The following is an 18536-nucleotide window of genomic DNA, read 5'->3' on the forward strand; positions in this document are numbered from 1 at the left end:
TTGTCTATGATAAATGCAGCTAAAGTTTATCTAAATTTTAGTAAATGAAAAAATCAAAACATATACATTTTGTGATTTTGATAACTGGGCTATTACTCATATTTTCTTGTAGTAATACCAATACCACCAAAGAATTAAGTGAAGCTATACAAGAAGAAAGTGAGTCTTTTAATGAAGAGCTTCTAGATAAAGTTCAACATCAAACATTCAACTATTTTTGGGAAGGTGCAGAGCCTAACTCAGGTTTGGCCAGAGAGCGTATTCATATGGACGATAAGTATCCATCATCTCCAAAAAATACAGTAACAACAGGTGGAAGTGGATTTGGACTAATGGCTATATTGGTTGGTGTAGAAAGGGGTTGGATAACTAAAGAACAAGCTATAAGTAGGTATCATAAAATAGTAAGTTTTTTAGCTAAAGCCGATCGTTTTCATGGTGCTTGGCCACATTGGATCAATGGAGAAACAGGTAAAGTTTACCCTTTCGGAAAAAAGGATAACGGTGGAGATTTAGTTGAAACAGCTTTTCTGATCCAAGGATTACTTACCGTTTCTGAATATTTTAAAGGAACCAATCCTGAAGAATTAGAACTTAGAGATAAAATAGATAAATTATGGAAAACAGTTGAATGGGATTGGTATACAAAAAATGGAGAAGATGTTTTATATTGGCATTGGTCGCCTGAATATGAATGGGAAATGAATTTTCCAGTTGGTGGTTATAATGAATGTTTAATAATGTATGTACTCGCAGCTGCTTCTCCTACACATTCAATTAAAAAATCTGTATACGATAAAGGTTGGGCACGTAACGGAAATATTATTTCTAAAGATTCAATGTATAATTTACCTTTGGTTTTAGATTATTTTGAACATAACGAGGCACAAATAGGACCCCTTTTCTGGGCACACTATTCATACTTAGGATTAGATCCCAATGGGCTTTCAGATCAATATGCAGATTATTGGGAGCTCACTCAAAACCATGCTAAAATTCATTATAAATATGCGGTAGAAAATCCTAAAGAATATAGAGGTTACGGCGAAAATCTTTGGGGACTAACATCGAGCTATTCAATAAAGGGGTATTCGGGTCATAGACCAGGAGCAGATTTAGGCGTTATCTCGCCAACAGCAGCACTTTCTTCATTTCCATATACACCAAAAGAGAGTATGCAAATGCTAAAATATCTATATAAAGAACAAGATTCTTTAATTGGCAAGTATGGACCTTATGATGCCTTTAGCTTGCATGACAAATGGAGCAAACCAAGGTACTTAGCAATAGATCAAGGGCCAATTCCGGTAATGATAGAGAATTATAGAACTGGCTTATTGTGGAATTTGTTTATGAGCAATACAGATGTCAAAGCAGGCTTAGATAAACTAGGCTTTACTTACACTATAAGAGATTAAATATGAAAAAATATAGTTTATTAATTATTGTAGTCCTTTTGTTCAATTGTGGTTCAGATGATGGACCAGGTTGGCAAGAACCTTACGATCCTAGTGATGATGATCCAATTGTTGAAACATTAACTGACGAGGAAATAATGGATTTAACTCAAGAATTAACGTTTAAATATTTTTGGGATTTTGCAGAAAGTAATTCTGGTGCAGCAAAAGAGCGTTATCATCCTAATGATCCTTCAAACAGTCAAAATGTTGTCACAACAGGAGGTAGTGGCTTTGGGCTGATGGCAATACTAGTTGGTATTGAAAGAGGATATATTTCAAGAGAAGAGGGTTTTAACAGATTAGATCAAATTTTAAACTTTTTTGAAAATGCAGATCGTTTCCATGGAGCTTGGTCGCATTGGATTGATGGTAATACAGGTAACGTAATTCCTTTTAGTGATCAAGATAACGGTGGCGATTTAGTAGAAACAGCACTTTTTGCACAAGGTTTAATTTGTGTAAAAGAATATTTTAAAGATGGTTCTGCGGAGGAGGCAGCATTGGCAACTCAGGCAGACACATTATGGAAAGGTGTAGAATGGGATTGGTACACTCAAAACCAGAATGCATTATACTGGCATTGGAGTCCTACTAATGGATTTTCAATTAATTTAGAATTAAAAGGTTATAATGAAACGCTTATTGCATTTGTATTGGGAGCTGCTTCACCAGATTATACAATACCGACGGAAGTGTATCATCAAGGATGGGCAAGTAACGGTAATATTGTGACATCTTCTAGTCAATACAATATACCATTAATTCTAGACCATGCAGGTTCTGGAACTGGTCCCTTATTTTGGGCACATTATTCGCACTTAGGCTTAAATCCCGAAAACTTAACAGATCAATATGCGAATTACTGGGATTTAAATGTGAATCATACCAAAATTAATTATCAATACTGTGTTAACAATCCAAATGATTTTGAAGATTATGGTGAGGAGTGTTGGGGTTTAACAGCAAGTTATTCAAGAAATACAGATGGCTCAACAGGCTACTTAGCGCACGATCCTCAACATGATATAGGTGTGATTTCTCCAACAGCAGCAATAAGTTCAATTCCATATACACCAGAAGAATCATTAGCAGCAATGCATTATTTTTATTCAAAGAAGGCTATTTTATTAGGTGCAGCAGGCTTTTATGATGCATTTAGTCCTGAGTCTAATGACTGGGTAACAGAACGTTATTTAGCCATAGATCAAGGTCCGCAAATTATTATGATAGAAAACTACAGAACTGGTTTATTATGGGATTTGTTTATGCAGAATGCAGATGTGCAAAATGGTTTAACAACACTTGGGTATAATTATTAATAACATATATATGAAACATTTTATTTCTTTTTTTTCATTGGTATTATTTACTTCATTTTGTTCGTTAAACGCACAAGAAGGAAAATCATCTAAAGATCTATTTTCTTATGAAGCGCATGTTGTAGATTCAGATACTTTAAATTATAGAATGCTTTTACCTGAAAACTTTGATGAATCAAAAACATATCCTTTGGTGTTATTTCTTCATGGTGCAGGTGAGAGAGGGGATAATAATAAAAACCAACTTGTGCATGGTAGTAGTTTATTTTTAAATGAAACCACTAGAGATTCATTACCTGCAATTATAATATTTCCTCAATGTGCTAAAGGTGATTATTGGTCTAAACTCGAAGCTGATCGTACTACAAAACCAATTACTTTCAAATATAAATACAATGATAATCCTACTACAGCGATGGCTTTAGTAATGGATTTAATGGATAACATGGTAAGCCAACCATTTGTAAAAACAGACCAAGTTTATGTAATGGGTTTGTCAATGGGTGGCATGGGAACTTTTGAAATTTTATATCGCAAACCCAAAATGTTTGCAGCAGCAATTCCTATTTGTGGAGGTGGTGATCCAGAATCCGCAGTATCCTATGCAACAGATGTACCTTTATGGATAATTCATGGTGCTAAAGACGATGTTGTTGATCCTAAATTATCTCTAAGTATGGCGTCTGCAATACTGAGTGCAGGCGGATTTCCTAAATTGACCATCTACGATTTTGCAAATCATAACAGTTGGGATCCTGCTTTTGCCGAACCAGAATTATTAACATGGCTTTTTTCAAATTCTAAATAAATTAAAATGACAAATCAATTGACTTCAAAATTCGTAATTCTTGCAATTATTACGTTGATTTTTACAAGTTGTAAAACTGAAACTAATTCTGCGCAGTCCTCTTCGGTAGATAAAAATCCATATGCAGCTCAAGTAGATTCTATTTTAGCCCTTATGACTTTTGAAGAGAAAATAGGTCAACTAAATTTACCTGTATCTGGAGATATTACAACTGGTCAGGGAACAAGTTCTAACGTAGGTAAAAAGATAAAAGACGGTTTAGTTGGTGGTATGTTTAATATTAAATCTGTTGAAAAAATAAAAGCAGTTCAAAAAATTGCTGTTGAGGAAAGTAGACTGAAAATTCCATTACTATTTGGTATGGATGTTATACATGGTTATGAAACAACATTTCCTATTCCCTTAGGTTTGTCTTCTTCTTGGGATTTAGAATTAATTGAAAAAACAGCTCGCATGGCAGCAACTGAAGCTAGTGCAGATGGTATTAATTGGACATTCTCTCCTATGGTAGATATTTCTCGCGATCCACGTTGGGGAAGAGTCTCAGAAGGCAACGGTGAAGATCCTTACCTAGGAAGTAGAATTGCTGAAGCTATGGTAAAAGGATATCAGCAAGATGATTTAAGCAAAAATAACACGCTAATGTCATGTGTAAAGCATTTTGCGTTATATGGCGCGTCAGAAGCTGGCCGAGATTATAATACGGTTGATATGAGTAAAATAAGAATGTATAACGAATATTTAGAGCCTTATAAAGCAGCAGTAGATGCTGGTGTTGGTTCAGTTATGGCATCTTTTAATGAAATTGACGGTGTGCCAGCAACAGGAAATAAATGGTTATTAACAGAATTATTAAGAGATGATTGGGGATTTAATGGATTTGTTGTTACCGATTATACTGGTATTTATGAGATGATGGCTCACGGTATGGGTAGCGAAGAACAAGTTGTTTCTCAAGCACTAAACGCAGGTATAGACATGGATATGGCTGGCGATTCGCGAGTTGCTTCAGCCGCCTTTATAAAATCTTTAAAAGGTGCTTATAATAAAGGATTGGTATCTATGGTAGAAATTGATACTGCTGTAAAACGTATGTTAACCGCTAAATATGAGCTAGGATTGTTTGAAGATCCATACAAGTATTGTGATTCAGAAAGAGCAAAAAAGGAGGTGTTTACAACCGAAAATAGAGCTTTTGCTAGAAAAGTAGGTGCAGAATCTATGGTGTTACTTAAAAATGAGAATAATCTTTTGCCGTTAAAAAAAGAGGGAACGATTGCACTAATCGGACCATTAGCAAATAATGCAGTAAATATGGCAGGTACTTGGAGTGTAGCGACACAACAAGAAAAATCTAATCCGTTCCTGTCTGGCTTAAAAACGATTGTTGGTAATACAGCTAATATACTTTATGCAAAAGGAAGTAATATTGATTATGATCTAGAGCTTGAAAAAAGAGCCACCATGTTCAATAAAGATATACCAAGAGATGGTAGAACAGATAAGCAACTTTTAGATGAAGCTTTAAGTATTGCAAAAAAAGCAGATGTCATTATTGCAGCTATTGGAGAATCAGCAGAGTTTAGTGGAGAAAGTAGTAGTAGAACAGAAATAGGAATTCCTCAAGTTCAGAAAGATTTATTGAATGCACTTTTAAAAACAGGTAAACCTGTAGTTCTAGTTTTATTCACTGGTAGACCTTTAGAATTGGTTGAAGAAAATGAAAATGTACCGGCAATTCTTAATGTTTGGTTTCCTGGGAGTGAAGCAGGTTTGGCAATTTCAGATGTGTTATTTGGCTATGTAAATCCATCAGGTAAATTAACTGCAACATTTCCTAGAAGTGTAGGGCAAATTCCAATTTTTTACAATCATAAAAATACAGGAAGACCTTTATCGAATGAAGAAGGTCAATTTGAAAAATTCAAGAGTAACTATATCGATGAGCGTAATGAGCCTTTATATCCATTTGGTTACGGATTAAGCTACACTAAATTTGATTATTCTAATTTTAAAATTAGTACTAATTCTATAAATATGGATGGCACCATAGATGTTTCAGTAGATGTGACAAATTCTGGTGATTATGACGGAAAGGAAGTTGTGCAACTCTACATTAGAGATGTGGTTGGCTCTGTAACGCGACCGTTAAAAGAATTAAAAGGCTTTCAAAAAATTGAAATTAAAAAAGGAGAAACTAAATCTGTTACATTTAAATTGTCAGTAGAAGACTTAAAGTTCTATAATTCAGATTTAGATTTTGTTGCAGAACCAGGAAAATTTCATGTGTTTGTAGGTACAGATTCTAGAACTAAGATGATGAAAGAATTTCAACTGACTAAATAATATAAAATGAAATTAAAACCTCTATATATTGTTGTTATAAGTTGTATTCAGATCAGTTTTGCTCAAAATTATGAGGCTAAAGTAGATTCATTAATGCAATTAATGACACTACAAGAAAAGATTGGTCAAACCACAATGTATAGCGGAAATTGGGATCAAACAGGTCCATTTGTAGGCTCGGACAATGGAAAATATATTCGGGAAGGCAATATGGGAGCAATGCTAAATGCGATGTCTGTAAAGGGTACACGTGATTTACAAAAGATTGCAGTTGAAGAATCTCGTTTAGGTATTCCATTATTGTTTGGTTATGACGTTATCCATGGTCATCGTACAATTTTCCCAATCAATTTAGGCTTGTCCGCAAGTTGGGATTTAAAAATGATTGAAGAAAGCTCACGTATAGCTGCTGAGGAAGCATCTGCGGAAGGAATTCATTGGACATTTGCACCAATGATTGATGTTTCTAGAGAACCACGTTGGGGAAGAATATCCGAAGGAGCAGGTGAAGATGTATATCTTAATAATAGAATTGCAGAGGCTTATGTAAAGGGATTTCAAGGCGATGATTTATCAAAACACAATACTATTTTAGCTTGTGCTAAACATTATGTGGCTTACGGAGCTGCCCAAGCAGGTAGAGATTATCATACTACAAATATGGGTGAGGGTGAATTGCGAAATGTATATTTACCGCCTTTTAAAGCCGCTGTTAACGCTGGTGTAGAAGCTTTTATGTCTGCATTCAACGAGTTGAATGGCGTGCCAACATCTGGTAATAAATTCACATTAAGAGATATTCTAAGAGATGAATGGAAGTTTGATGGTTTTGTAGTTTCAGACTATACTTCGATTAATGAAATGATTAATCATGGTTTTGCAAAAGATAGTATTGATGCCGCAAAAATAGGAATGAATGCTGGTGTAGATATGGATATGGTAGGTGACGTTTATCGTTTGCATCTTCAACAATTAGTAGAAGATGGAAAGGTGTCAGAAACTTACATAAACGATGCTTGTAAAAGAATCCTTATGGCAAAATATAAGCTTGGTTTGTTTGATGATCCATACCGTTATATCGATGAAAAAAGAGAGGCAACAACAAAATACAGACCAGAATTTTTAGCAAAAGCTCAAGAAATAGCTTCAGCATCTTCGGTATTGTTACAAAATAAAAATGAGACCTTACCGCTTTCTAATACCACAAATACAATTGCGTTTATTGGACCTTTAGTAAAAGATAAAGCAGATATTCTAGGTAATTGGGCAGCAAAAGGTGACAGGTATGGTAAGGCTATAAGTATTTTTGAAGGACTCTCAGCGTATTTAAAACCAGAACAAATCCTATTCGCAAAAGGATGTGATATTTTAACGGATGACGAATCTGGATTTGAAGAAGCCATAAAGATTTCTAAACAAGCAGATGCTATTGTTTTAGTAATGGGTGAAGATCATCACATGAGTGGAGAAGCGGCTTCTAGAACCGATTTAAAAATACCTGGAATTCAGCCTAAATTGATTAGGAAAATTCGTGAAGCAAATCTTACTAAAAAAATTACTTTGGTTTTAATGAATGGTCGTCCATTAAATCTGTCTAAAGAAGTGGAACTGGTAGATGCTATTCTAGAAATTTGGTTTCCAGGGACAATGGGTGGCGCAGCTACTGCAGATTTGCTATTTGGAAAAGTGAATCCTTCAGGTAAATTAACAGTTACTTTTCCTAGGAATGTTGGGCAAGTTCCAATTTATTACAACATGAAAAATACAGGAAGACCAATACCAGAACACTGGCCAAAGGCAGATTATAAGAGTAATTATATAGATGTCGCTAATACACCTTTGTTTGCTTTTGGGCATGGTTTAAGCTACACCAGCTTTAAATATTCAGAATTAAAATTATCTTCGGAAACATTGACGTATTCAAATGCAATTGAAGCCAGTATTGAAGTTTCAAATACAGGTAAATTTGATGGTTATGAAATAGTTCAACTTTATATACATGATAAAGTAGGAAGCGTTACAAGACCTGTTAAAGAGCTAAAAGGCTTCGAAAAAGTCTTCTTAAAAAAAGGACAAACTAAAACGATAACATTTACTATTACTGTTGAAGATTTAAAATTTTACAACAGTGAAATGACATATGGTGTGGAAACGGGCGAATTTGAAATTGCCATAGCTCCACACTCAGACTTTAAATTTAAACACGCATTTAACCTTATAGATTAATAGCTGCTCTATGCCACACTCAATTAATAATATTAAATCCCTTTGTTTGTTTCTTGGTGTGGTTTTTACATGCCTTAGTTTTTCTCAATCTATAACTATAAATTCTGGTTGGCACTATTCTGAAAACAATACGGAATGGCAAACCGTTAATATTCCACACACATGGAATCAATTAGATGCCTTTGATGATACATCTGGTTACAGACGCGGATTAGGTTACTACAAAAAGCAAATTTTTATTTCTTCTACAGAAAAAGAAGAGGTTCATTATTTAAAATTTAATGCTGTTAACCAAGAAGCAACGGTCTTTTTAAATGGTAAAAAAGTTGGAAGTCATAGAGGAGGTTACACAGCTTTTGTTTTTAATATTTCTGAATATATTAAATACAACACAGTTAATTTAATAGAGGTAACCGTAGATAATTCTCATAATGAAGATATTCCACCTCTAGATGCCGATTTTACGTTTTATGGAGGTATATATCGCGATGTAGAACTAATTGCCTTACCAAAACAGCATTTTAGTTTAGATGATTTTGCTTCGGATGGATTTTATATTAATTACCCGCAGGTTTCTGAGGAGAATGCAACTGTTGAGGTTACAGGGCTTCTAAATAATTTAAGCAAGAAAAAGGAAAAGGTTGTTGTGCAATTTACCTTGTTTGATGCTGAAGGTAGTATTGTAAATACGCATTCTGAAAAATTAAAATTAAAGTCACAATCTAATAACAAATTTGTGGTTACGCTCCCAGTAGTGAATACGCCAAAACTATGGTCGCCAGATAATCCTTATTTATATAAATTACAAATGAGTCTTCAGGATAGTGAAGGTGTAACTTTAGATTCAAAATCATCAAATATCGGTTTTCGTTGGGCTTCTGTAGATCCCAAAAAAGGATTTTTCTTAAACGGAAAACCTATTAAACTCATAGGTGTTAATCGTCATCAAGATTATGAGAATTATGGAAATGCAGTTCCGCTTTCACTTCAAAAGGAAGATATAAATATCATTAAAGAAATGGGTTCTAATGTCATTCGTTTTGCACATTATCCACATGCTAGGGAACTTTATGATAAATGTGATGAATTGGGTATAATCGTTTGGACGGAAATTCCTATTGTAAATAAAGTAACAAATTCTGAGTCTTTCTTTGCTACATCTATTAACATGCAAAAAGAGCATATAAAGCAATATTATAACTATCCATCTGTAATAATGATGGGTTATATGAACGAGATCTTTTTAGGCCTAGCTTTTGATAAAAAAGAATCTGAAGAGGAAAAAGAAGCACGTAAAATATTTACCTACGATCTTGCAAAACAGTTAGAAGACTTAACCAGAAAAGAGGCACCAAACCATATCACTGTGATGGCGCTACATTTTAATGAACTTTATAACGAAACTAAGATAGCAGACCTGTCTATGCTAGTGGGTTGGAATTTGTATTTTGGGTGGTATCATGAAAAAATAAAGGATCTAGGTGTTTTTTTAGATGATCAGCATCAACGCTTTCCTAATCGGTCACTTTTGGTTTCAGAATATGGGCCAGGTGCTGACGTGCGTGTTTCAGCAACACATCCTTCTCGATATGATTATTCTCAAGAATACCAATTATTGCTGCATTCTGGCTACGTAAATCAAGTAAAAGAACGCGAATTTGTTTCTGGTATGACGGCTTGGAATTTTGCGGATTTTGGTTCAGAATTTCGTGGAGAAACAAAGCCACATATTAATCAAAAAGGCTTGGTGCAATATAATCGTGAGCCTAAAGAAATTTACCATTGGTATCAATCAGTTTTAAAAACTGAAACGCCGTATGTTCATGTGGCTAATTATTTAAAAGATGTCACATTAGTAGATACAGATGCACACGAAATTGTAGTGTTTTCTAATCAAGAAAAAGGTCAACTATATGTAAATGACAATTATATTAAAGATATCAATTTTGAATCTGGAATTGCAAAAGCAACTGTAAGTTTTAATGATGGAATAAACACCGTTAAAGTTGAGACAAAAAACGCAGCACATTCAACGGATTTTAACGCTAAAATTATAAAGAACTTAAAAAGTAATACTATAGATAAGTTAGCTATTAATGTTGGTACACATATTAGTTTTAGAGATGAGGTGTTGGGAACTACTTTTATAAGTGACAGATCATATTCTCAAAATTTATTTGGTTATGTCACCGATTCAGGAAAATGTAAAAGAAAATTAATTCCTTTTAATGTTTCTAACACCATTAACGATGCTGTCTATCAAACCGTTCTCTTAGATTGTAATACCTACAAAGTAGACTTGGCTGATGGATCCTATAAAGTGACTTTATATTTTGTAGAACCTGAATTAAAAAATAAAACTAAAGTACTTTTTAATTTAACAACAGACACAGACAATTCAGAAGCAGATGTAATGCATCGCATTTTTGATATTAAATTGAATGATAAAAAAACAGCAAGTCAATTTAATATGGCAAAGGATTATGCAGATAAATACGGCATAGAACATTCTGCAAAGGTAAATATTACTAATAATGAAGGTTTAACAATTTCGTTAAACCCTATTAAAGGCGAAACAGTTATGAGTGGAATTTTAATAGAAAAAATAGACTAAAAATTCTGGTAAAATCACTAAAATCTAACAGGAAAAATAAAATAAGTAATGGCATGTAATTTGATAAAACTTATAGAAATGAAGAACCTATTAATTATAATGCTATCAATTTTCACATTCGGTCTTTCCTCACAAAATAAGGAAACATACATCTATTCTATAAAAGGAAACGACACCCTGAAATTGGATGTCTTTACACCAAAAAACATAAAAAAAACGGATTCATTACCTGTGTTGCTTTGGATGCATGGTGGCGGATTTCAGGGTAGTCATAGAGCGCATCCTGTAGATAGTAAGTTAGTAAAACATGTCGCAAAACATAAAAATTACATTGGTGTATCTATTGATTATCGTCTTTTAAGAAAAGATAAAGCGACAGGTTTTGGTTGCGATTGCACCAAAGATGAAAAATTAGAAACCTTTAAACAAGCCACCATAGATTTTTTAGATGCTGCTAAATTCTTGGTAGATAATGCAGAAATGCTGCAAATAGATACAACTAAAATTATAGCAGGAGGTAGCAGTGCAGGAGCAGAAGGCGCACTTAATGCAGTGTTTATGAAAGACTATTTTATTGCTGATAAAGAAAAATATAATGAGGTTAATTTTGCTGGAGTATTTTCATGTGCAGGTGCCGTTGTCGATGCTAGTTATATAAATGAGGACAATGCTATTCCTACAGTTCTTTTTCACGGAACAGAAGATCAATTGGTTCCATTTGGTAATGCACCACATCATTTTTGTAAACCAACAAAAGCAGGTTACATTATTCTCGATGGTTCTCAAGTTGTAGTGGAGAAATTAAAAGAATTTAAGACCTCTTATTACTTCAATATTGTGAAAGGTGGACGTCATGAAATTTCAAGAATTCCATTCGAAGATTTAGATAAGGTTTTTAACTTTTTCAAGAAAACGATAATGGACGAGGATGTTGTTCAAACTACTATTATTAAAACTAAGTAACATGAGATTTTTGTCAATAATCATTGTTTTACTTTTTACGATTCAATCGTGTAAAAATAAAGGCAACGATATATCAGTAAACTTAAATGAAGTTGAGAATTCTGCACAGCGACCAAATATAGTATTTATTATGGCAGATGATCATGCAGAGCAAGCCATTAGTGCTTATGGCCATCCTATTAGTAAAATAGCACCAACGCCCAATATTGATCGTATAGCTTCAGAGGGTGCGATATTCAAGAATAATTTCTGCACTAATTCAATTTGTGGACCAAGTAGAGCAGTAGTCTTAACTGGTAAATTTAGCCATCAAAATGGATTTAGAATGAATGGCGATCAATTTGATGGTAGCCAACAAACATTCCCTAAATTGTTACAAAATGCAGGTTATAATACAGCTGTTATAGGGAAATGGCATTTACATGGCTTACCAGAAGGTTTTGATTATTGGAATATATTAACAGATCAAGGTAATTATTACAATCCAGATTTTATTGCAATCAATGAAAAAACAAAGGCTGCAGATACAACACGTATAGAAGGTTACGCTACAGATATAATTACACAAGATGGAATTGCCTATCTTAATTCGGTTAAAGATAAAGATCAACCTTTTATGCTAATGCTTCAGCATAAAGCGCCACACAGAAATTGGATGCCAGCTTTAAGACATGCTAATAAATTTGATAATGTTGAGTTTGAATTACCAGATACCTATTTTACAGCCCACGAAGGTTCGCTTAGCTCACAGCAACAACAACAAACGATTTATAAGGATATGTATGAAGGTCATGACTTAAAATTGACCAAAGAGAAAGGAAGCCCAGAGTTAGCACACAATCCTTGGAAGTCGGATTTTAATAGAATGACAAAAGAACAAAGAACAGCTTGGGACAAAGCGTATCAGAAAAAAAATGATGCTTTCCACGATGCGAATTTATCTGGTTCAGCTTTAGCTAAATATAAAGGTCAACGTTATCTGCAAGATTATTTAGCTACCATAGCTTCAGTTGATGAAGGTGTGGGTGAGGTTTTAGATTTTCTTGAAGAACATGGTTTAGCGGAAAACACCATTGTAATTTATACTACAGATCAAGGTTTTTATCTAGGAGAAAAAGGATGGTTTGATAAACGTTATATGTACGAAGAATCATTAGCTATGCCTATGGTTGTAAAGTATCCTTATGCTATTAAACCAGGAACAATAATTGAAGATATGACGCAGAATTTAGATTTTGCCGAAACGTTCTTAGACTATGCGCAAGCAAATATACCAGCGGACATGCAAGGTCAATCGCTTAGACCGTTGTTAGAAAATAAATTTGAAGGCGATGATTTTAGAGATGCCGTGTATTACCATTACTATGATTATCCTGCATTTCATATGGTAAAAAAGCATTATGGAATTCGTACAAAGCGCTATAAACTAATGCATTTTTATGATGATATTGATACTTGGGAATTATATGATTTAGAAGAAGATCCTAAAGAGATTCATAATCAAATTGATAATGAAAAGTACGATGCTATTGAGGCAGAATTAAGAATAAAGTTAGCAGAATTACAAGCTAAATATAAAGTTACACCAACTGATTTTGAGCGTGCACCAGAAGAGCAAGTAAAACGAGGTTATAAGCAATTTGAAAGATTAAGAGGACACACAGGCACATCTTATAATCCTCAAACTGATGAAGACATTAAATTATAAACTATGAAGAACATATTTTTCTTATTCACTATTGCGGTCTTGTTTTCTTGTAACTCAAATAAAAATGAGGCAACAGAAAAGGATCGTAATTCAGAGGAGAAATCAGAAATAAAAAAAGGATTTGAGACCTATATTAACCCGTTAGATATAGATTATACATATATGGTTTATAATTCTAGTAAAAATAAGTCGTATCGATCTGGTGCAGATCCTGCAGTTATTGAATTTAAAGGAGCGTATTATATGTTTGTAACACGTTCTTTTGGCTATTGGCATTCTACCGATTTAGTAAACTGGGAATTTATAAAACCACAACAATGGTTTTTTGAAGGAAGTAATGCGCCAACTGCATTTAATTATAAAGATTCGTTAGTATATTTTGCAGGTGATCCTGCAGGTTATGGAAGTATTCTTTATACTGATGATCCAAAATCTGGAAAATGGACACCAACAGCATCAATATCAAATAATATTCAAGATTCGGAATTATTTATCGATGATGACGGTAAAACATATTTATTTTGGGGCTCTTCTAATGTGCATCCTCTTCGTGTGAAAACGCTCAATAAAGATGATCGTTTTTTAGAAACAGGTGTTAAAAAAGAACTATTCAACCTAGATGAAGAAAAACATGGCTGGGAACGTTTTGGAGAAAATAATTTTCATCCAACCTTAAAAGAAGGTTATATGGAAGGTGCGTCTATGACAAAGCATAATGGCAAATACTATTTACAGTATGCAGCACCAGGAACTCAGTTTAATGTATATGCAGATGGTGTTTACGTTGGTGATACACCTTTAGGTCCTTTCAATTACATGAAAAATAATCCTATGAGTTTTAAACCAGGTGGTTTTACAAATGGAGCAGGTCATGGTATTACAGTAAAACAAACCAATGGTCAATATTGGCATTTCGCAACTATGGCTTTAGCGTCTAATGCGCAATGGGAAAGACGATTATGTATGTTCCCTACTTATTTTGATGCTGATGGATTGATGTACTCTAATACAGAATATGGAGATTATCCGCGTTATGGCGCTAATCATCCTACCAAAGCAGGTCAGCATAATGGTTGGATGTTATTGTCTTATAAAGGTGATGTAACCGTGTCTTCCTCGTTAAAGCAAGTTATGAAGTTTACATCTAATGATGATGAGGTGACAGTTACCGAACTACCGAAGGAAACAAATAAAAATGGTGCTATTATTTCTAAAATTTTAACGGATGAAAATCCAAAAACATTTTGGGTTGCAGAGGCAAACGATAGTAGACAATGGATAACAGTAGAGATGCAGAATGCAGGAACTATTCACGCATTTCAACTAAATTTTCATGATCATGAATCTGGTATATACACACGTATAGACGGATTAAAACATCAATTTAGTATTGAGGTTTCTGAGAATGGCAAAGATTGGAAAACCGTTGTAGATAGAAGTAGCAGCGAAAAAGATACGCCAAATGCTTACATAGTTTTAGATGAACCTACTATGGCAAAATTTGTGCGTTATAACAATGTAAAAGTGCCTGGAGAAAATTTTGCAATGTCGGAGTTTAGAGTTTTTGGCTTAGGAGTTGGAAGTCAACCAGAAAAAGTTTCAGGATTTAAAATCAAGCGTGAGGAAGATCGAAGAGATATTTCTTTTTCATGGAACCCAGTTAAAGGTGCTCAAGGCTATAATATTCGTTGGGGAATTGCTAAAGATAAATTGTACCAATCGTGGCAAGTATATGATACTAATAAACATTTTATGCGTTGTTTAGATAGGGATACACCTTATTATTTTAGCATAGAAGCCTATAGTGAAAACGGAATTTCTGAAAAAAGTGAAATCATTTATATCGAATAACATGAAACATATTTTAACAATCTCTCTACTAATGTTCTTAACAATTTTACCTGCACAAGAACTAAACGTAATGTCCTATAATATAAAATTAGATGCACCAAAGGAAGGTAAAAATAGTTGGACCAATAGGAAGGCATTTTTTATTAATCAGATTAAGTTTCACGAACCAGATGTTTTAGGCGTACAAGAAGCGATGCCAAACCAGATGATGGAAATGGATAGTCTTTTAGTAGATTATAGTTTTGTTGGTGTTGGTAGAGATGATGGAAAAGATAAAGGCGAGTATTCTGCAATTTTTTACAAAAAAGATAAGTTTCAGGTTGAGAGCTCTAATACGTTTTGGTTGTCAGAAACACCAGATAAAGTCTCAATGGGTTGGGATGCTGTATGCAATAGAGTTTGTACTTATGCTTTATTTAAAAATATAGATACAGGAAAAAAATTCTACTTATTTAATACACATTTTGACCATGTTGGTAAAGTAGCTAGAGTACAAAGCGCTGTCTTAATTGATAAGAAAATAAAAGAAATTAATACAGAAAATTATCCTGTAGTTCTAAGTGGTGATTTTAATATGGAGGACGATCATGAAAGTATTCAGTTTTTGTCTAAAAATTTAAACGACAGTAAAAATGTAGCAGAACTGACTTTTGGACCAATAGGAACTTATAATGGTTTTCATTTTGATCAACCTGTAATTAGACGTATAGATTATTTATTTGTTAGTAAAGATATTGATGTAAAAAAGTATGCTGTTTTAAGTGATTCGTGGGATTTAAAATATCCATCAGATCATTTTCCGATTATGATTTCCTTCAATTTATAACTCTTATCTCATAGCAATCAATTTCGTTTAGAGCACGAGCTTTCTTAGTTTTGTGATATGAATGATAATTTTACGAATGAATTCTTTGGTATAGGAATTCAAAATGGAAAAACACCTGAAAATTTAGGTGTACTGTGGCGATCAGCTCAAAATCTTGGTGCTAGTTTTATTTTTACCATTGGTAATCGTTATGCAAAACAGGCATGTGATACGCACAATGCCGTAAAATCAATGCCATATTTTCATTACGATACATTTGATGATTTTTATAATAATATCCCAAAAGGAGCAAGGCTTGTAGGCGTAGAATTAACTGAAGACGCTGTGTCTTTAGAAACCTTTAATCATCCTAGACGATGTGTGTATTTGCTTGGCGCAGAAGATCATGGTTTATCTAAACAAGCCATAGAGAAAAGTCATTTTCTAATAAAGTTTCAGTCGCAATTAAGTCTTAATGTTTCGGTTGCAGGTAGTATTGTGATGTATGATAGAGGTATTGCTAAACCACGTGTTTAATTCAATAGTTTAATCTTTTATATTTAAACATAAAAAAAACCTTGAACGTTTAATTCAAGGTTTTTTAATAAAATATATTTAAAGCGTTTTATCCATTCATAGAAATTAAAAACTCTTCGTTGTTTCTTGTCTGTTTAAAACGATCATTAATGAATTCCATAGCTTCAACCGGATTCATATCTGCTAAATACTTACGCATTACCCACATTCTTTGAATCGTGTTCGCATCTAAAAGAATATCATCACGTCTTGTGCTAGATGATGTTAAGTCAATTGCTGGGAAGATTCTACGGTTAGAAATCTTACGATCTAACTGCAGTTCCATGTTACCAGTTCCTTTAAATTCTTCAAAAATTACTTCGTCCATTTTAGAACCAGTTTCTGTCAATGCTGTGGCAATAATTGTTAAAGAACCACCATTTTCAATATTACGAGCAGCACCAAAGAAACGTTTAGGTTTATGTAATGCATTGGCATCAACACCACCAGAAAGTATCTTTCCTGATGCTGGTTGAACCGTATTATAAGCTCTAGCTAAACGTGTAATTGAATCTAATAAAATAACCACATCATGGCCACATTCTACCAAACGTTTTGCTTTTTCTAATACGATATTCGCAATTCTTACATGCTCATGAGCTTCTTTATCAAAAGTAGAAGCAATGACTTCACCACGTACATTACGTTGCATGTCTGTTACTTCTTCAGGACGCTCATCAATAAGTAAAATCATTTGATAAACTTCTGGATGATTGGCTGCAATAGCATTAGCAACATCCTTAAGTAACATAGTTTTACCCGTTTTTGGTTGCGATACAATCATACCACGTTGTCCTTTTCCAATAGGAGCAAACAAATCCATAATACGTGTAGAAATTGTCGCTTGCTTTTCAGCTAAATTGAATTTCTCTTGAGGAAATAAAGGTGTTAAGTGCTCAAAAGCTACTCTATCTCTAACCACATTTGGACTTTGTCCATTAATTTTACTGACCTTAATTAAAGGGAAATACTTTTCACCTTCTTTAGGAGGTCTTACATGTCCAAGAACTGTATCACCAGTTTTTAATCCGAATAAACGAATTTGAGATTGCGAAACATAAATGTCATCTGGTGATGATAAATAGTTATAGTCAGATGATCTTAAGAAACCATAACCGTCTTGCATAATGTCTAAGACTCCTTCACTCTCAATAATAGCATCAAATTCAAAATCTGGCTCACGATAGCGATTTCTGCTATCCTTATTGCCATTATTTTTTTGATTATTGTTGTTTCTATTGTTGCTTTTAGATTGGTTGTTCTGTCTTTTATCGTTGTTTTGATTAGAGTTAGAACGTCTCTTGTCGTTAGACTTGTTATCCTGGTTTTTGTGTTGAGGATTTTCCTTGTTGGAATTGTCTTTTTTCGTTTTGTCATTTTGCGACCTAGTGTCTTTACCAGAAGAATCACTTACTTTATCGTTATTAGATTTAGTGTTTCTAGGTTTTTGTGCTCTAGGCTTTTCGTCCTCTTTTTTATCCTTATCAGTAAACTCTATGGCTTTTTGATCTTTGTTTTCTTGAGGTTTTTTCTGAACTCTAGCACGCTTTTGAGGTGCTTTAGCTTCTGCCTTTGCTGGTTCTGGTTTAGCTTCAGTTTCTACTTTAGCTTTAACCGCACCAGGATTGGCTGCTTGGTAATCTAAGATTTGATACACCAAGTCTAATTTTTTTAATGTACGGTATTTTGGTACGTTTAGTTGTTTCGCTAACTCCTGTAATTCAGGTAGTTTCTTAGCTTTTAACTGGGAAATTTCAAACATTCGAATGTTGTATATGTATTATAATTTGATATTATTAATTCAATATTTTCTAAATGAAATAAAAAGAAAAAAAGAGAGATTAATTTGGAAGATTATAA

The 18536-nt window shown here is 33.7% G+C and carries 12 protein-coding genes; 11 read left to right on the top strand and 1 reads right to left on the bottom strand.

All coding sequences use genetic code 11. The annotated features are described in order from the left end of the window. The first annotated feature begins 44 nt into the window (after positions 1–44). From ACJBCC_RS01560 to ACJBCC_RS01610, 11 genes are all read left to right on the top strand, one after another. Positions 45–1418 (top strand): glucoamylase family protein, encoded by a 1374-nt coding sequence (locus tag ACJBCC_RS01560; RefSeq protein ID WP_299099338.1) that lies wholly within the window; start codon positions 45–47, stop codon positions 1416–1418. Between the two features lie 2 nt (positions 1419–1420). Continuing rightward, the gene (locus tag ACJBCC_RS01565) at positions 1421–2779 is read left to right on the top strand and encodes a glucoamylase family protein (RefSeq protein WP_407556208.1); all 1359 of its coding nucleotides are present in this window, start codon (positions 1421–1423) and stop codon (positions 2777–2779) included. A gap of 10 nt (positions 2780–2789) precedes the next feature. After that, positions 2790–3587, top strand: a complete 798-nt coding sequence (locus tag ACJBCC_RS01570; RefSeq protein ID WP_407556209.1) for a prolyl oligopeptidase family serine peptidase — start codon at positions 2790–2792, stop codon at positions 3585–3587. Between the two features lie 6 nt (positions 3588–3593). Further along, positions 3594–5933, top strand: coding sequence for a beta-glucosidase BglX (bglX, locus tag ACJBCC_RS01575; RefSeq protein WP_407556210.1), 2340 nt, complete (start codon positions 3594–3596; stop codon positions 5931–5933). A 6-nt stretch (positions 5934–5939) separates the two neighbouring features. After that, a complete protein-coding gene (locus ACJBCC_RS01580) occupies positions 5940–8159 on the top strand; it encodes a glycoside hydrolase family 3 N-terminal domain-containing protein (protein ID WP_407556211.1) in 2220 nt (739 codons plus the stop codon). A gap of 10 nt (positions 8160–8169) precedes the next feature. Beyond that, on the top strand, positions 8170–10773 hold the full coding sequence (locus ACJBCC_RS01585; protein WP_407556212.1) for a glycoside hydrolase family 2 TIM barrel-domain containing protein: 2604 nt from the start codon (positions 8170–8172) through the stop codon (positions 10771–10773). A gap of 78 nt (positions 10774–10851) precedes the next feature. Further along, a complete protein-coding gene (locus tag ACJBCC_RS01590) occupies positions 10852–11736 on the top strand; it encodes an alpha/beta hydrolase (RefSeq protein WP_299099347.1) in 885 nt (294 codons plus the stop codon). Between the two features lies 1 nt (position 11737). After that, positions 11738–13444, top strand: coding sequence for a sulfatase (locus ACJBCC_RS01595; RefSeq protein ID WP_407556213.1), 1707 nt, complete (start codon positions 11738–11740; stop codon positions 13442–13444). A gap of 3 nt (positions 13445–13447) precedes the next feature. Continuing rightward, complete coding sequence (locus tag ACJBCC_RS01600) at positions 13448–15295, top strand: family 43 glycosylhydrolase (RefSeq protein ID WP_407556214.1); 1848 nt, start codon at positions 13448–13450, stop codon at positions 15293–15295. A gap of 1 nt (position 15296) precedes the next feature. Then, on the top strand, positions 15297–16121 hold the full coding sequence (locus ACJBCC_RS01605; RefSeq protein ID WP_407556215.1) for an endonuclease/exonuclease/phosphatase family protein: 825 nt from the start codon (positions 15297–15299) through the stop codon (positions 16119–16121). Positions 16122–16178: 57 nt separating this feature from the next. Continuing rightward, a complete protein-coding gene (locus ACJBCC_RS01610; RefSeq protein WP_299099351.1) occupies positions 16179–16637 on the top strand; it encodes an RNA methyltransferase in 459 nt (152 codons plus the stop codon). Between the two features lie 88 nt (positions 16638–16725). Here ACJBCC_RS01610 and rho read toward each other — a convergent pair whose 3' ends face one another. After that, entirely contained in the window at positions 16726–18438 is a 1713-nt protein-coding gene (gene rho / locus ACJBCC_RS01615) for a transcription termination factor Rho (protein WP_407556216.1), read from the bottom strand. Positions 18439–18536 lie beyond the last annotated feature (98 nt).

Source organism: Winogradskyella sp. 4-2091 (assembly GCF_045765065.1).
Lineage (GTDB): Bacteria > Bacteroidota > Bacteroidia > Flavobacteriales > Flavobacteriaceae > Winogradskyella.

Excerpts from the sequence above, each read along its gene's own strand:
- ACJBCC_RS01560 (WP_299099338.1), top strand. The coding sequence starts at position 45 with ATGAAAAAATCAAAACATATACATTTTGTGATTTTGATAACTGGGCTA.
- ACJBCC_RS01565 (WP_407556208.1), top strand. The coding sequence starts at position 1,421 with ATGAAAAAATATAGTTTATTAATTATTGTAGTCCTTTTGTTCAATTGT.
- ACJBCC_RS01570 (WP_407556209.1), top strand. The coding sequence starts at position 2,790 with ATGAAACATTTTATTTCTTTTTTTTCATTGGTATTATTTACTTCATTT.
- bglX (WP_407556210.1), top strand. The coding sequence starts at position 3,594 with ATGACAAATCAATTGACTTCAAAATTCGTAATTCTTGCAATTATTACG.
- ACJBCC_RS01580 (WP_407556211.1), top strand. The coding sequence starts at position 5,940 with ATGAAATTAAAACCTCTATATATTGTTGTTATAAGTTGTATTCAGATC.
- ACJBCC_RS01585 (WP_407556212.1), top strand. The coding sequence starts at position 8,170 with ATGCCACACTCAATTAATAATATTAAATCCCTTTGTTTGTTTCTTGGT.
- ACJBCC_RS01590 (WP_299099347.1), top strand. The coding sequence starts at position 10,852 with ATGAAGAACCTATTAATTATAATGCTATCAATTTTCACATTCGGTCTT.
- ACJBCC_RS01595 (WP_407556213.1), top strand. The coding sequence starts at position 11,738 with ATGAGATTTTTGTCAATAATCATTGTTTTACTTTTTACGATTCAATCG.
- ACJBCC_RS01600 (WP_407556214.1), top strand. The coding sequence starts at position 13,448 with ATGAAGAACATATTTTTCTTATTCACTATTGCGGTCTTGTTTTCTTGT.
- ACJBCC_RS01605 (WP_407556215.1), top strand. The coding sequence starts at position 15,297 with ATGAAACATATTTTAACAATCTCTCTACTAATGTTCTTAACAATTTTA.
- ACJBCC_RS01610 (WP_299099351.1), top strand. The coding sequence starts at position 16,179 with ATGAATGATAATTTTACGAATGAATTCTTTGGTATAGGAATTCAAAAT.
- rho (WP_407556216.1), bottom strand. The coding sequence starts at position 18,438 with ATGTTTGAAATTTCCCAGTTAAAAGCTAAGAAACTACCTGAATTACAG.